This window comes from Paenarthrobacter sp. CM16 (assembly GCF_013179505.1).
Taxonomy (GTDB): Bacteria; Actinomycetota; Actinomycetes; order Actinomycetales; family Micrococcaceae; genus Arthrobacter.
On sequence record NZ_JABMCX010000113.1, the window covers coordinates 1 to 14706 of the forward strand.

13 protein-coding genes are annotated in these 14706 nt (G+C 60.5%); 11 read left to right on the forward strand and 2 right to left on the reverse strand.

The features are described 5' to 3' along the window. Positions 1–266 precede the first annotated feature (266 nt). The 8 genes from HP499_RS11700 (at position 267) to HP499_RS11735 (ending at position 10126) form a co-directional block, all read left to right on the forward strand. Entirely contained in the window at positions 267–1583 is a 1317-nt protein-coding gene (locus tag HP499_RS11700) for an ABC transporter substrate-binding protein (protein ID WP_172324232.1), read from the forward strand. Positions 1584–1646: 63 nt separating this feature from the next. After that, positions 1647–2744: a carbohydrate ABC transporter permease gene (locus HP499_RS11705; RefSeq protein WP_172324233.1), complete on the forward strand. Its 1098-nt coding sequence runs from the start codon at positions 1647–1649 to the stop codon at positions 2742–2744. After that, the gene (locus tag HP499_RS11710; protein WP_172324234.1) at positions 2741–3643 is read left to right on the forward strand and encodes a carbohydrate ABC transporter permease; all 903 of its coding nucleotides are present in this window, start codon (positions 2741–2743) and stop codon (positions 3641–3643) included. Before HP499_RS11705 ends, HP499_RS11710 begins: the two co-directional genes overlap by 4 nt. Then, complete coding sequence (locus HP499_RS11715; RefSeq protein WP_172324235.1) at positions 3643–5100, forward strand: GH1 family beta-glucosidase; 1458 nt, start codon at positions 3643–3645, stop codon at positions 5098–5100. The genes HP499_RS11710 and HP499_RS11715 overlap by 1 nt, the downstream gene beginning before the upstream one ends. Before the next feature lie 45 nt (positions 5101–5145). Then, the gene (locus HP499_RS11720; RefSeq protein ID WP_172324245.1) at positions 5146–6165 is read left to right on the forward strand and encodes a LacI family DNA-binding transcriptional regulator; all 1020 of its coding nucleotides are present in this window, start codon (positions 5146–5148) and stop codon (positions 6163–6165) included. Between the two features lie 24 nt (positions 6166–6189). Further along, complete coding sequence (locus HP499_RS11725; RefSeq protein ID WP_172324236.1) at positions 6190–7263, forward strand: Gfo/Idh/MocA family protein; 1074 nt, start codon at positions 6190–6192, stop codon at positions 7261–7263. Between the two features lie 518 nt (positions 7264–7781). Beyond that, positions 7782–8441, forward strand: a complete 660-nt coding sequence (locus HP499_RS11730) for a hypothetical protein (protein WP_172324237.1) — start codon at positions 7782–7784, stop codon at positions 8439–8441. A gap of 1085 nt (positions 8442–9526) precedes the next feature. Then, positions 9527–10126 carry an ATP-binding cassette domain-containing protein gene (locus tag HP499_RS11735; protein ID WP_309138378.1) on the forward strand — a complete coding sequence of 200 codons (600 nt, stop codon included), beginning with the start codon at positions 9527–9529 and terminating at the stop codon, positions 10124–10126. 1094 nt (positions 10127–11220) lie between these two features. Here the strand turns inward: HP499_RS11735 and HP499_RS11745 are convergent. Next, positions 11221–11445, reverse strand: a complete 225-nt coding sequence (locus tag HP499_RS11745) for a helix-turn-helix transcriptional regulator (protein ID WP_172324240.1) — start codon at positions 11443–11445, stop codon at positions 11221–11223. After that, on the reverse strand, positions 11445–11936 hold the full coding sequence (locus HP499_RS11750) for a DUF2975 domain-containing protein (protein ID WP_172324241.1): 492 nt from the start codon (positions 11934–11936) through the stop codon (positions 11445–11447). Before HP499_RS11750 ends, HP499_RS11745 begins: the two co-directional genes overlap by 1 nt. 192 nt (positions 11937–12128) lie before the next feature. Between HP499_RS11750 and HP499_RS11755 the strand changes: the two genes are divergently transcribed. From HP499_RS11755 to HP499_RS11765, 3 genes are all read left to right on the forward strand, one after another. Beyond that, positions 12129–12695 carry a type 1 glutamine amidotransferase domain-containing protein gene (locus HP499_RS11755; RefSeq protein ID WP_172324242.1) on the forward strand — a complete coding sequence of 189 codons (567 nt, stop codon included), beginning with the start codon at positions 12129–12131 and terminating at the stop codon, positions 12693–12695. Positions 12696–12824: 129 nt separating this feature from the next. After that, entirely contained in the window at positions 12825–13190 is a 366-nt protein-coding gene (locus tag HP499_RS11760; RefSeq protein WP_172324243.1) for a MauE/DoxX family redox-associated membrane protein, read from the forward strand. A gap of 230 nt (positions 13191–13420) precedes the next feature. Beyond that, the gene (locus tag HP499_RS11765) at positions 13421–14704 is read left to right on the forward strand and encodes a glycosyl hydrolase (protein ID WP_172324244.1); all 1284 of its coding nucleotides are present in this window, start codon (positions 13421–13423) and stop codon (positions 14702–14704) included. Positions 14705–14706 lie beyond the last annotated feature (2 nt).

Consider the following 14706-nt stretch of genomic DNA (forward strand, 5'->3'; position numbering starts at 1 on the left):
GAGAGGAACGTACTCACCGAGGGGCGGGTTCTCGGCAGAAAGAGCCCTCCATACCCGCGAGAGCTAACCCCTCACCAACTTGAGATCTAACCCCTCGGCGGCAGGAGATCTAACCCCTCGGCGGGCCGACTCACAAGGACACAGAGAAAGTCTCAGAGAGCGCTCTCTTGACGTGAGTGACCCACAGCACATACTGTGAACCCACATCCCAGAGAGCGCTCTCTCGCCCTAGGCGTACGGTCGCTCGAACACACAAAGGAGTGATCGTGGAGTTTTCGCGACTAAGGAAATTCACTGCCCTGGCGGGCGTAGCCTCACTGGCCCTCGTGGCCGCAGGCTGCAGCGGCGGAGGCGATAAGGCGGCGAGCGCAGACAATCCCGTCACGCTGACCGTCACCACCTTCGGCACTTTCGGATACGACGACCTGTATGCCGAATATGAGAAGCAGAACCCCGGCGTCACCATCGAGGCCACCAACATTGACCGTGGTTCCAACGCCCGCACCGATGCGTTCACCAAACTGGCGGCAGGCTCGGGCCTCAGCGACGTGACGGCCATCGAGGAAGGCTGGCTCGGCTCCATCATGGAGGTCTCGGACCAGTTCGTGGACCTCAAGGAGCACGGCGCCGAGGACATCAAGGGCAACTGGGTGGACTGGAAGTTCAAGCAGGGCACCGATCCCAACGGCCGCGTGATCGGTTACGGCACGGACATCGGGCCGCAGGCATTGTGCTTCAACGGCAAGCTCTTCGAAGCAGCCGGCCTGCCGAGCGACCGCGAGAAAGTCGCTGAGCTTTTCGGCGGTAAGGACGCAAGCTGGGAAACATACTTCAAGCTGGGCCGCCAGTACAAAGAGGCAACCGGCAAGGCCTGGTATGACCAGTCCGGCTTCGTGTGGAACTCCATGGTCAACCAGATGGATGAGGGTTACTACACCAAGGACGGCAAGCTGAACGTTGAGGGCAACAAGGAAATGCGGGCAAAGTTCGACATGCTCGCTGCCGGCACTGCCGATGGCCTGTCCTCCAACCAGACCCAGTTCGACTGGGGTAACGGCAAGGCATTTGTTGACGGTTCCTTCGCAACCCACGTTTGCCCGGCCTGGATGCTCGGCACTATCAAGGGCCAGCTCGAGTCGGCAGGCGGCGGAGCAGCCAGCGGTTGGGACGTAGCCGACGTCTTCCCCGGCGGCGCCTCGAACTGGGGCGGAGCCTTCCTCTCGGTTCCCAAGACCTCCAAGCACCCCGCTGAAGCAGCCAAGCTGGCAGCATGGCTGACCGCACCCGAGCAGCAGATCAAGCAGTCTGCTGCAGCGAACAACTTCCCCAGCACGCTGGAAGCACAGGCAAAGATCGTTGAAGCAGCAAAGCCGAACGAACTGTTCAACAATGCTCCCTATGGCGCCATCTTTGAATCCCGCGCCGAGGGTGTCATCGCCCAGTTCAAGGGTCCGGATGACTCTGTGATCCAGGAAAATGTCTTCGGCCCCGCCCTCAAGATGCTCGACTCGGGCAAGGGCACCGCCGATGAAGCCTGGAATGAAGCCGTCAAGCTCCTCAACGACCTCGTGGTCAACAACTAGCAGCACCCGGCCGTGGGGCCTCCGGGAAACCGGAGGCCCCCTCACAGAGTCTGAGACCCGACCATGACCACCACCTTGAATCGCCCGGCCGCCGGCAGAACGGCCGCCACCAAACCGAAACCGACCTTTCGCCAACGCCTGAACGTCTTCGATATGAAGGCGTCCCCGTACCTTTACATCGCCCCGTTCTTCATCCTGTTCGCCCTGGTGGGTCTCTTTCCCTTGGGCTACACGTTCTTCGTCTCCCTCTTCGACTGGCACCTGCTCAAGGGCCAGGGAGAATTCGTTGGATTCCAAAACTTCGCGGAAGTACTGCAGGACCGTTTCTTCTGGAACTCCCTGTTCAACACGGTCAGCATCTTCCTGATTTCCACCATCCCGCAGCTGATCATGGCAACCATCATCGCTGCCGTCCTGGACCAGAACCTCCGAGCAAAGACCTTCTGGCGCATGAGCATCCTGCTCCCCTACGTAGTGACTCCCGTGGCTGTTGCCATGATCTTCACCAACATGTTCGGCGAGCAGTACGGGCTGATCAATAACATCCTGTCCAGCTTCGGCATCGATCCCGTCATGTGGAAGAACGACACCCTTCCCAGCCACATCGCCATCGCCACCATGGTGAACTGGCGCTGGACCGGCTACAACGCGCTGATCCTCCTGGCCGCCATGCAGTCAGTACCGCGCGATATCTATGAGTCCGCAGCAATCGACGGCGCCGGCTCCATGCGCCGCTTCTTCAGCATCACCTTGCCGAGCATCCGCCCCACCATGGTGTTCGTTATTGTCACGGCGACCATCGGCGGACTGCAGATCTTCACCGAACCCAGGCTCTTCGACCCCGTTGCGGCCGGCGGAACGGCACGCCAGTTCCAGACCACCGTGCTGTACCTGTGGGAGATGGCGTTCCAGCGCCAGAACTTCGGCAAGGCCTCCACCATCGCCTGGCTCCTGTTCCTGATCATCCTGCTCTTCGGCATTGTGAACTGGCTGATCTCACGCCGTATTGCCACCAACGGCGACGACCGCGGAGCAGCCAGCCGCCGTCGTCGTCAGCGTTCTTCGGCAGCGGAGGCAAAAGCGGACGACGCCGGCCTCACCGCCCAGGCGGTAACCGCACCGGCAGCGGCACCAGACTCGACCCCGAGGAGCGGGAAATGACCCTCACGCAAAACCGGCCGGCAGCACCGGCACCGCAGCGAACCTCCCGATCACTGACCACGAGGAAAGCCCTCTTCGGCAACGGCCGGCGCCCCGGCTTCCTCACCTACGGGCTCCTGATTGCGTTCTTCCTGGCCTCGGCCTACCCGCTGTGGTGGTCCGTAATCATCGGCAGCCGCTCCAACGAAGCCCTCGGGGAAACCTGGCCGCCGCTGCTCCCTGGCGGCAACTTCTGGACCAACGTGGGCGAAGTCTTCGATACCGTCCCGTTCTGGCTGGCACTGGGTAACAGCGTCCTGATCTCCGGCATCATCACCATTTCTGTGGTGGGTTTCTCCACCCTGGCCGGATATGCGTTCGCCAAACTGCGCTTCCGCGGCCGGAACTGGCTGATGGTGGCCGTGATCGCCACCATGGCCATCCCGACGCAGCTGGGCATCATCCCCTTGTTCATGCTGATGCGCACGCTGGGCTGGACGGGAGAGATTGGCGCCGTCGTGATCCCTACTCTGGTGACAGCGTTTGGCGTCTTCTTCATGCGGCAGTACCTCGTGGACGTGATCCCGGACGAGCTGATCGAATCGGCACGCATGGACGGCGCATCCATGATCTCCACGTTCTGGCATGTGGCGTTGCCCGCGGCGCGTCCGGCCATGGCAATCCTGGGCCTGTTCACCTTCATGACGGCGTGGACCGATTTCCTCTGGCCCCTGCTGGTGCTCGACGCCGGCAACCCCACTTTGCAGACGGCGCTCAGCCAACTGCAGTCGGCCCGTTACGTGGACTATTCAATCGTCCTGGCCGGCGCCGTCATGGCAACACTTCCGCTACTGGCCCTCTTCGTCCTGGCGGGACGTCAACTCATATCCGGAATCATGCAAGGAGCAGTGAAGGGCTAATGCCATTCGAAGCAACAAACCACCCCGCGACCCCTCCCTTCAACAGGGTGTGGCCCGAGGGCTTCCTCTGGGGCTCGGCCACCGCCGCAGCCCAGGTGGAAGGTGCCAGCCATGAAGGCGGCAAGGAAGATTCCGTCTGGGACGCTTTCGCCCGCGTTCCTGGCGCCATTGCCAACGGCGAGACGCTGAAGGACGCGGTGCAGCACTACCACCGCATGCCCCAGGACGTCAGGATCATGAAGGAGTTGGGCCTGGATTCCTACCGGTTCTCCACCAGCTGGTCCCGCGTCCGGCCCGGCGGCCGGACTGCGAACGCCGAAGGCTTGGACTTCTACTCACGCTTGGTGGATGAACTGCTCGACGCCGGCATCCTCCCTTGGCTGACCCTTTACCACTGGGACCTGCCGCAGGCGCTGGAGGAGAAGGGCGGCTGGGCAAACCGCGACACCGCCTACCGCTTCGTCGATTACGCGAACGATGTCTATTCGGCCCTCGGTGACCGAGTACAGCACTGGACCACGTTCAACGAACCGTTCTGCTCATCCCTGCTTGGCTATGCGGCGGGCGTGCACGCACCCGGTCGCCAGGAACCAGAGGCAGCCGTCGCGGCCATCCATCACCAGCACCTCGCCCACGGCCTGGTGGTCAATGAGCTGCGGGGCCGGGGCGCCCAGCAGTTGGGGATCACGCTCAACCTCAGCAACTCCATCCCGCGGGATCCTTCCGACCCCGTGGACTTCGACGCCGCACGCCGGTTTGATTCGCTGCAGAACCGGATCTTCCTCGATCCGATCCTCCGCGGCGCTTACCCGGAGGACACCCTCAATGACCTTGAGCAGTTCGGCATCCGGGATGTCATCAAGCCCGGCGACCTGGACATCATCGGTGCTCCCATCGATTTCCTGGGCGTCAACCACTACCACGATGACCTCATCAGCGGTCACCCCACTGCTGAACACGGCGACGGCCACTCGGGCGGCGCAACCCGCCCGACGTCGTCGTGCTGGATCGGTTCGGAAGACATTTCCTTCCCGAGTCGCGGCCTGCCGCGTACGGCCATGAACTGGGAGGTCAACCCGGACGGACTGCGGAAGCTCCTGGTGCGCCTGGGCGAGGAATACCCTGCGCTGCCGCCGCTGTACATCACCGAAAACGGCGCAGCGTACGACGACGTCGTCAGTCCCGACGGCGCGGTCCACGACGCCGAGCGGACCCAGTTCGTCCTGGACCACGTCACGGCGGTGGGGGAAGCACTCGACCAAGGCGCCGACGTGCGCGGCTACTTTGTGTGGTCCCTCCTTGACAACTTCGAGTGGTCCTGGGGCTACGGCAAACGATTCGGGGTGGTCCGCGTGGATTACGACACTTTCGAGCGCACGGTCAAGGACAGCGGACTGGCCTACTCCCGGGTCATCGCAGCGGCCAAAGCATCAGCCGCTGTCACCGCGAACGCCTAAAGTAGCCTTCAGAGGCATACTTTTCTTTACGTTCCGGAGATGACCATGACGCAGGACACCAGCGGCCCCCGGCCGGTACCCACCCTTGAGATGGTGGCTGCCTTGGCCGGGGTGTCGCGGGCCACCGTGTCCCGCGTGGTCAATGACAGCCCCAGCGTTGACCCGGAAATGGCGCAGTCCGTGAGGAAAGCCATCCTCGCACTCGACTACACGCCAAACCGTGCAGCCCGCTCCTTGGCCAAACGGCGGGCAAATGCGGTCACGCTGATCGTTCCGGAGTCAACGTCCAAAGTCTTCGCGGATCCGTTCTTCGCCTCCGTGGTCCAAGGCATCGCCCTGTATCTCACCGATACCGAGTACACGCTGAACATGGTGATTTCCTCGGAGTCGAAGCCGGAAAAAACCCGCAGCTTCCTGCTTGGCGGCAACGTGGACGGGGTCCTGGTGGTCTCGCACCACAGTGGTGACAACTCCTGGACGCACCTGTCAGGATCCCTTCCCATGGTGTTCGCAGGACGCCCCTTGGTGGGCGGCAAAGAAAGCTACTACGTGGACGTGGCCAACGAACAAGCTGCCTACGAAGTCACCAAGTTATTGACCCAGAGCGGCCGGAGGAACGTGGCAACCATTGCCGGCCCGCAGGATATGCCCCCTGGCTTGGATCGCCTGGCCGGATGGAGAACCGCCGTGCGGGAGGAGGGTCTTGGGGATGGCTTGATGGAGGAGGGTGACTTCACCCTGGCCTCCGGCGCAAAAGCCATGCACCGTTTGCTGGACCGCGGTGTTCCCGTTGACGCCGTTTTCGCAGCGAATGACCAGATGGCCGCCGGTGCCTACACCGCTATCCAAGGGCGGGGTCTTCGCATCCCGGAGGACATCGCCGTCGTCGGTTTTGATGACGATTCCTTTGCCACCTCGGTGACCCCCGCACTTACTACTGTCCATCACCCGATTGTTGAACTCGGCAAGAAGATGGCCGAGACCCTGGTGAACCTGATCGAAGGTAAACCGGCAGAACGCGTCACCAGGATGCCCACCTCGATCGTGGTCCGCGATTCCGTTTAGCCCCATGCCTTGAAAGGCCCGTCCATGCTTCCTGCTCCTGTCAGCACCGTCGCGCCTTCGGTCGCAACCGGCCGCCCGATCCGTTGGGGAGTAGTGGCCACCGGCTCCATTGCCCAACGCGTGGTGGAAGACCTTGCGCTCCTTGAAGACGCCGTCCTCCAGGCTGTCAGTTCGCGCTCGGAGGCCTCGGCCCAGGCCTTTGCGGCGAAGTTCGGATTCGCCACGGCCTACTCGGATACGGGAACGACGCCGGGCTACGAGCGGTTGCTGGCTGACCCCGCCGTCGACGTCGTCTACGTCGCCACGCCGCACGCGCAGCATCACGCCGTCGCGCTGGCCGCCCTCACTGCGGGGAAGCACGTCCTGTGCGAGAAGCCGATCGCCATGGATGCCTCGCAGGCGCGGGAGTTGGCTGAACTGGCCCGGGATAAGGGGCTTTTCCTGATGGAAGCCGTGTGGACCCGGTTCCTGCCCAGCTTCTGCCGCGCCGTCCAGATCCTGCGGTCAGGGGAGATCGGGGAGCCGCGCTGGCTCCAGGCTGACCTCGGTTTCGTGCCTGCCTACGATCCCGCTGCGCGGATCTGGGACCCGGCAGCCGGGGGTGGGGCGTTGCTGGACCTCGCCGTGTATCCGCTGACATGGGCGGATGGAGTCTTCGGCGAGCCAGGCAGCATGGTTGCCAGTGGTGTCCTGACTCCCGAGGGCGTGGACCTGCAGAATTCCCTGGCCCTGAGCTACCCGAGCGGGGCGTATGCCCAGCTCATCACCTCAATCGGCGCGGAGTGCCCCAGCGTAGTGACGGTGGGAGGTTCCGAGGGTTGGTTGCGTTCCTCCGCTCCCCTGTTCAACCCGGCCGAGCTCATCATCCAGCCACGCAACGGCACATTGCGGACAGAGAAGTTTGAGGTGCTCGGGCATGGTTTCAGCTACGAGCTGCGTGAGGTGACCCGGTGCCTGCAGGCCAGACTGACCGAGAGCCCGTTCATGACCCCTGGGGAGTCGGTTGGGATGATGGAACTGCTGGATGAGGCTCGTCGGCAGATGGGTCTGCGGTATTCGAGCGATCATCAGACTCCCACCGCATCGAAAGCAAACTGATTATTTCCGCTGAGACTTTAATCGGGCAGCCATTAGGACGTGATATGAATCACATTCATTTCGAGAAACCCAAAGGATGAGCTGACAATAGTGCGAATTAGAAAGCACTCCCGGTTTCGGAAAATGGCGGATGGGCAAACTATGTGATAGGCATGACTGACTCCCGGGCGCAAGCTTTGGGATAAACATTGGGGAATTAATGTGTCTGCGAACCTAGCAAAGAAAATTGTTTCCGGCGCCAGCGTTGTCGCCATAGCAAGTGGAATCGCGCTTTCGTCAGCCCTGCCCTCATCTGCAGCAGTGGATGGCATAACAAACAATTGGTCGAATTGGTGGGATGCGCACGCTGAGGTGGAAATTTTCAACTACGCTCAACGACTTCAATCAGTCGCCCATCTTGGCAACTACTGGTATTACGGGGCGCCATCATGGACCTATTCTGTTGGGCACGTTAGCGGCTATAGCTGGACCCACGAGGCGTACCAGATCCGTATCTCCTAGGCGAAAGAATCCTAGTGGTGAAGTCAATCAACGCCAGATCCCTCGCGTCTGTACTCTTCGTCGCTTGCATGCTCCCCTTGGTCGCCTCCTGCTCAGGCGGCGACCAAGGGAGTTCCGAGCGACGACACATTGCCAACAACTTTAGCGACTTAGTCATCACCGCACTCAATGATCCCAATCTGGAAGAATTCGATACTGACGTCCTGAGGCGAGCCAAGAATTCCGGAAGGATTGACCAAGCAGACTATGATGAGGCCTACAGCCGTTTCGGGAATTGCATGGCAGACTCCGGCAAGCCCATTACGTTGACTCGGCTTAGCAACGGCCTGTATCGAGTCGAGAACACACCCTTGTCAGACGGGGAGTCGATTCAGTCTGCCATGTCAATCGTGACCAGATGCGCCCAGGGCACAACAAATGTGATCAGTGAGCTCTATGGCATTCAACAAGGTAATCCCGAATTATTGACGAATCCGTATGAAATCGCACACAAGTGCCTTGAAACCAAGGGCCTTGTTGATGCAAGTTTCTCATTCGACGATCTTAGGAAGGCCATCGGCTCCGAAGTAAGCGGAGGAAATGCACTGAAGGACCGGGTGCCATTCGACCCTTACGGTGATGAAGCCCAAGCTTGTTTCGTCGGCGCTAATATGACCATTGTGAAGGCGACACCCTGAGTGAGGAATTCACCTTGGTTGTCGTATGCGCTTGTTGCGGTCTCGGGTGCGGCCACCGCGGTGGTCGCTGTTTTTGGGACAACGGCCCTGGCTACACCCGCCGCGCTCCGTCCCCCGAGTGAAGCAACGTCTGCTGTCATCACCATGACCGAATTTCGAGATGAACGCACTGTGGCTGCCGAAGTTGAGGCAGGTCAATCCTTGGAGGCCCAGCTGGGCATCTCGGGCACTGTCACTTCGACGGTGTGCACAGCTGGCGGTGAGATCGAATCAGGTCGTGTAGTGGCCTCGCTGAGCAGTCGGCCGGCCCTCGGTCTCCATTCGGCGGTTCCGTTCTATAGGGATATAGGCCCAGGGACCGCGGGACCGGATGTCGACGCACTCCGCGCGCAGCTCAAGGCAATGGGTTCCGATGTAGCAGAGACGGGCGCTTATGGAGCAGATCTAGGTGCCGCCATCCTCAAGATCCAGGCCGCTCAGGCGCTGAAGAACCGTGACGGTGTCCTCCATCTTGAAGAGACTCTCTGGCTACCCGGCCTAAAGGTCCGCGTGAAATCCTGTAATGCGTCACTCGGATCTCAATATTCCCCTGGCACTCCGTTCCTTACCACCATTGGAACTGTCAGCAGCTTGCGTGTCGTCTTTCCTTCCGGCCAACCTCCGGCCGCAGGGGCGAGACTCGTTTCCTTCGGGACTCTATCGGCGCCGGTATCCGCTGACGGTTTTGTGACAGACGAGGCACTGCTGGCCGAAGTGTCTCGGAGCCCTGATTTTGCGGCCTCGCAATCGAGCACCATGCCAAAGCCACTAAGCCTTAAGACTGCACTGGTCTCTCCCCTGGAGGTAGCTAGAGTCCCCGTCTCCGGCGTGTTTGCTGTCCATGGTGACACAGCTTGCGTGGAGTCACCGGACGGAACCACTTTTCCTATCAGTATTGCCGGCTCAAGCGCCGGGTCCGTGCTAGTCACTTTCGGGAATTCTGCACCAAAAGAGGTTCTTTTAGGCTCGGCTATCGGAGCGCGAGAATGTCAGTAAGCAAGTCCACAAGCTGTAACGGGGGCACTGCAAGAGTCAGTCTTCAGGGAGTGGGGCACGGCTTTGGATTAGATAGCTTCCTTTTCCAGAACGTGGATGCAGAATTCAGAGCTGGATCCGTGTGGGGCCTTAGGGGGCCTTCCGGTTCAGGAAAATCAACGCTGCTGTCCATCATCGCTGGGTGGGAAGTACCAAAAGAAGGCCACATCCAAAGGTCAAACATCTCCACAATTCGGTGGGTATTTCAAAATCCTCTGGGGGTCGCGCAGCGCGCAGCTCTTGATCACGTCACTCTGCCTTACCTGGCCATAGGGCTGTCCCGCGACCGCAGCGAGAAGCTGGCTCTTCAACGCCTTTTTGAATTCGGGCTGCAGAGCAGCGCTGGCAAGCGCTTCTCGCTACTTTCAGGTGGAGAGGCGCAGCGTTTGATGCTTGCACGGGCCGTAGCCGGAAGTCCTGACCTGATTCTGGTAGACGAGCCAACGGCGCAACTCGATCGAGCAACGGCTGCCACGGTCAACTCAGTGCTGGGTGGCCTCGCTCGAAGTGGCGCAGTAGTTATCGTGGCCAGCCATGACGAGGACACGCTGGATGCGTGTTCGGAAGTTGTAGATCTCATGAGGCCTGACATTGGAAGCACTTCGCCGTGATGCGCACTACAGTTGTTCTCCTTGAGGCTTGGCGCAACCTACAAAGCGGCACATCCAAGGGCGGCTGGCTATCCGTCGCACTTATAATGGCCATCTCGCTGGTATCTTGTGCCGAACTGTGGACAGTATCCGCACTTGACAACCGCGCACACGATTATCGCACGGCTGGCGCATCAATTCGCGTCCTCAAAGTTGAGGCCGGCATTGACCCTAAACAATGTGATGCTCTCTCCGGCACAAGCGGAATACTGTCAGCTGGAGCCATGAAGGCCGTTGCACCGATCCACATCCTAAGCCTGCCTGGGGTATCCACTCCGGCCTTTGAGACAACTTTGGGTTTCCAAGAGGTTCTCGGCCTAGGTACTGCCTTGGAGTCGGGTGTGTTCATTTCCGAACCTCTAGCGAATCGATGGAAGATTCGACATGGGGACATCTTGGAATCGGATCAGGGCCCATTACCCGTGGCGGCTGTGTTCCCGTATCCAGAGGACGACGGTCGAGACAGCCGCCTTGCTAACGCTGTGCTGTTACCGTCGTTGGGGAGTGGGCCCTCTGATGAATGCTGGGCCGATGTCTGGCCCTCAACTGCTGGCTTCGACTCCGTCATTCGCACATCTCAGGGCACCGCCCAAGGGGAAGCATCTGCATCGGTTTCGACGTTGAATCCAACCTTGGGCCTCGTTTTTACGGGAGCCGACGAGTACCAGAATCGCGTCACGAGATACGCTGCCGCAATTTCAGCCTGCTTGGGGTTCGCCATCGGGCTGCTGGGAGGAGCCCGACGACGGCTCGAATACGCGTCATCGCTCCACGCCGGCGTGACGAGTGGTGACCTTGCTCGTATCACTTTGGTCGAGGCGACAATATGGGCCGGTGCCGCTGGCGCTGTTGCCACGGCGGGCGTTGTATTGGGAGCACATTTTTGGGCACCTTTGATCGCCGATGCCCTGTACACCCAATTCCTGACGATAGGCATGCTTAGCGGTCTCGGTGCTATCACTGGAAGTCTTTTCATCGCGACGCATAGTCGTGAGTCGCGGCTTTTTGTCTACTTTAGGGAACGCAGCTAGCTTTGCTTCCAGCTGGCGACGACTCTATGGAATGGCCCTCTGATCATCAGACTCCCACCGCAGCAAATCCCCCGGCTGGCACTCCAGTACCTCGCACAGCGCTTCCAGCGTTGTAAACCGCACGGCTTTCGCACGACCGTTCTTGAGCACAGCCAGGTTGGCCGGCGTAATTCCCACGCGTTCGGCGAGCACACCTACGGGCATTTTGCGCTTGGCAAGCATGACGTCGATATCCACGATGATTGCCATCAGATGACCTCATCCAGCTCAGCCCGCAGGCCGGCGGCTTCGACGTCCCGGGCTACCGCTTGGGCGAGAAGGGTCCGCATGACCAAGACAACCAAGGCCACTCCCCCGATCATCAGCGCTGCCCCGCAGATCAGCATGACGACTCCGGGTGCAATATCGCCGGGCGCCAGAATCACTGCAATGCCGAACGTCAGTACTGCTGCGGCAGCGATGGCACCAAAAATCACGTCCACAAAACGGAACGCTCCATGGGAAAAGACAGTCCCTCGCCGCACCATCGTCAGCAGCCGCCACACACAGACAGCAACCACCTGCACACAGAGGATCCCCAGGACCGCGATCACCAGCAGCGCCACGCGAGGACCGTCGGGGGCCCCGGCTTCAACCAGATCAGTTGAGAGCAGGGGAACCATCCACAACTGCACGAACAGTGAACCCGCCAGCACCATCGCAATCACTATCCGCAGTGCGAGGATCGTTAGCTTTCCCATGGAAACTCCTTTATCGAACAACAACCTGATTCTATCGATATTCGATGCTTAAGCAACCGAAGCCGCCCCTGGTGCATTACTCAGCTTGCTTACTAAAGGGTCCTTCCCTAGGCTTGAACAGATCAGACAAACAACTCTCACAGTGGCGGCCCACGCTCAAAAAGCACCCCGCCGCGCAATGGAGGAGGAACAATGTCAGAACACAACATCGCAGGCAAGAAGGTCGCATTCCTGCTGACGGACGGCGTGGAGCAGGTCGAGCTCACCAGCCCATGGCAGGCAGTCAAGGATGCCGGCGGCGAGCCGACTCTCGTAGCTCCCTCCACGGGAAAGCTCCAGGGTTTCAACGGCGTGGAAAAGGGTGACACCTTCGACGTCGACCTTGCAGTGGCGGATGCCAACGCATCCGATTTCGACGCCCTGGTTCTCCCCGGAGGCGTCGTGAACGCCGATCACCTCCGCGTCGACAAGGACGCACAAAACTTCACGCGCGCCTTCTTTGAGCAGCACAAGCCGGTGGCCTCGATTTGCCACGGTCCGTGGATCCTCATTGAAGCCGGAGTTATCAAGGGGCGGAACGTCACCTCGTATCACACGCTCCAGACCGACCTGAAGAACGCGGGTGCCAACTGGACCGACGAGGAAGTGGTGGTGGACCAAGGCCTGGTCACCAGCCGCAACCCTGACGATCTTCCCGCCTTCAACAGCAAGGTTGTTGAAGAGATCTCGGAAGGCGAGCACGCCGGCCAGACCGCCTAGCGGGTCACCGACCCCCATACGGCAAGTGCCGCCGTCGTACTTTCACAAGAAGTACGACGGCGGCACTTGCCGTTTGGTGTATCCCGCGTCAGCATCCAGAGGCTTACTTGGCCCAGCCGGCGTGGTTTGATGGCAGGCATGTTGAAGCGTTGGGGCGGGAATGTATGGCTGGGTTGGGCTTTCGTATTGTTGTGCCTGACGCTGGCGTCAACCTTCGTCGCTTTCACGTCCGGATTCATCCACGACCCCAATGATCACCCTGGCTCGTACTACCGCAACAGGATCCCGGAGAGGCAGTGGGTGATGGCCCTATCGATGCTGATTCCGGGGTTGTCGGCGGCAGCGGCCGGCCTCTCCCTTTTGGCCCGACCGCGGAACCCGATCCGGTTGGTAGGCGGGACGATCGTGCTGCTGCTCGCCGTTGCCGCTATCTGGTTCTGTTGGGCGGTGGGGATCGACAACATCGAGCACTTCGAGAGATTAGCGAGAGATTAGCCACCCGCTTCCCATAGAACGGCCAGGCACAAGGGCTCATGGTCGGCGGTTGAGACCGGGATGCCTTCCGCACACAAGAAAGGAGCCCCCTGCCTCGGCGAAGGGCAGACGCACGCCCCAAACTGTAAAGCTACTGCGGCAAGCTTCGTCAGATTTTACAAGGGAGGTGGCGCTGCCCGCAGCGAGGATCAGCCGCAGGGCCGATCCTCGTCAAACGATGTCTAGGATGAATGAAATTGCAGGTCAGGAAGGATTTGGTGTCGGTGCTGGGCGAACAGTCCGAAGAAGGACGTGAGACCCGTGAGGGGAAACGGGTTGAATTGTGGCGGGCGTTTACGCTTCCTGCAGTGATCGGCTTGGCCGTTTTGGGGATCGCCGGGCTGAACTTCGCGAACGGCTTGGCGGAGCAAAACCGGCAGACGGGCCCGGAGCCAGTGGCTTGTGAAGTCGTCCCCCGGGCCGGGCTTGCCCCGGAGCAGGGTGCCTTGTTTGGCGTGAACTTGGACTGGCACGCGAAACCACTGGCCGCCTTCGCTAAGGACCTGGGCCACAAGCCGGCCGTCAGTGTCTCGTTCACCGGCTTCCCGTTGACGTCCAAGGATGAAGACGATCTGCGACGGGCCGTTGAGCAGATCCGGGCCGACGGGCACATGATGCTCCTGACGTTGGAACCCCACGAGGGCCTGGCCACTGTAACGGAGGAAACCGCCACCGCTTTGGCCAAAGACCTCGCCTCATTCAATAACGACGGCGTTCCGGTCATCGTCCGGTTCGCCCACGAAATGAACGGCTCCTGGTACGCCTGGTCCCAACAACCCAATGAGTACATCGCCGCTTTCCAGACCCTGGCCGCCGCCGTACACAAGCACGCACCAGGATCAGCCATGATGTGGGCACCGAACTACGGCGGCGGTTACCCCTTCGCCGGCGGACAATTTGAAGCCAAACCAGGCACTCCCGGATTCGCGGCCCTGGACACCAACGGAGACGGGGTGCTCACGATGAGTGACGATGCCTACGCCCCGTACTACCCCGGCGACGAAGCTGTGGACTGGGTAGGCATGTCCCTCTATCACTGGGGCAACACCTACCCCTGGGGCGAAAACGAACTGCCTGAGGCTAACAAGTTCGCCGAACAGCTCACCGGCAATTACATCGGCGCCAACGGTGATGACAGCCTGCTACCGGACTTCTACGGCATCTACGGCACGCAGCATTCCAAACCCGTGGCCATTCCGGAAACGGCCTCCTTGTTCGCCCCGACAGGTGGCGGTGAGGCTGAACTGGCCATCAAGGAGGCCTGGTGGAACCAGCTCTTCAACCCCGCGACGCATCAACAATTTCCCCAGCTGAAAATGATCAACTGGTTCGAATGGGACAAAACAGAATCCGAGGTCAAAGGACGCGTGGATTGGACGGTGACCAACACTCCCGCCGTTCGCGACGCCTTCACAGCCGCCCTCCCCGACTGGTTCCGCTACGGCCCTGAACAATCCTGCCAACCCCGCTCGTAGAA

Coding starts and splice junctions, on each gene's coding strand:
- HP499_RS11705 (WP_172324233.1), top strand. CDS start 1,647: ATGACCACCACCTTGAATCGCCCGGCCGCCGGCAGAACGGCCGCCACC.
- HP499_RS11710 (WP_172324234.1), top strand. CDS start 2,741: ATGACCCTCACGCAAAACCGGCCGGCAGCACCGGCACCGCAGCGAACC.
- HP499_RS11715 (WP_172324235.1), top strand. CDS start 3,643: ATGCCATTCGAAGCAACAAACCACCCCGCGACCCCTCCCTTCAACAGG.
- HP499_RS11720 (WP_172324245.1), top strand. CDS start 5,146: ATGACGCAGGACACCAGCGGCCCCCGGCCGGTACCCACCCTTGAGATG.
- HP499_RS11725 (WP_172324236.1), top strand. CDS start 6,190: ATGCTTCCTGCTCCTGTCAGCACCGTCGCGCCTTCGGTCGCAACCGGC.
- HP499_RS11745 (WP_172324240.1), bottom strand. CDS start 11,445: ATGGCAATCATCGTGGATATCGACGTCATGCTTGCCAAGCGCAAAATG.
- HP499_RS11750 (WP_172324241.1), bottom strand. CDS start 11,936: ATGGGAAAGCTAACGATCCTCGCACTGCGGATAGTGATTGCGATGGTG.
- HP499_RS11755 (WP_172324242.1), top strand. CDS start 12,129: ATGTCAGAACACAACATCGCAGGCAAGAAGGTCGCATTCCTGCTGACG.
- HP499_RS11760 (WP_172324243.1), top strand. CDS start 12,825: ATGGCAGGCATGTTGAAGCGTTGGGGCGGGAATGTATGGCTGGGTTGG.
- HP499_RS11765 (WP_172324244.1), top strand. CDS start 13,421: ATGAAATTGCAGGTCAGGAAGGATTTGGTGTCGGTGCTGGGCGAACAG.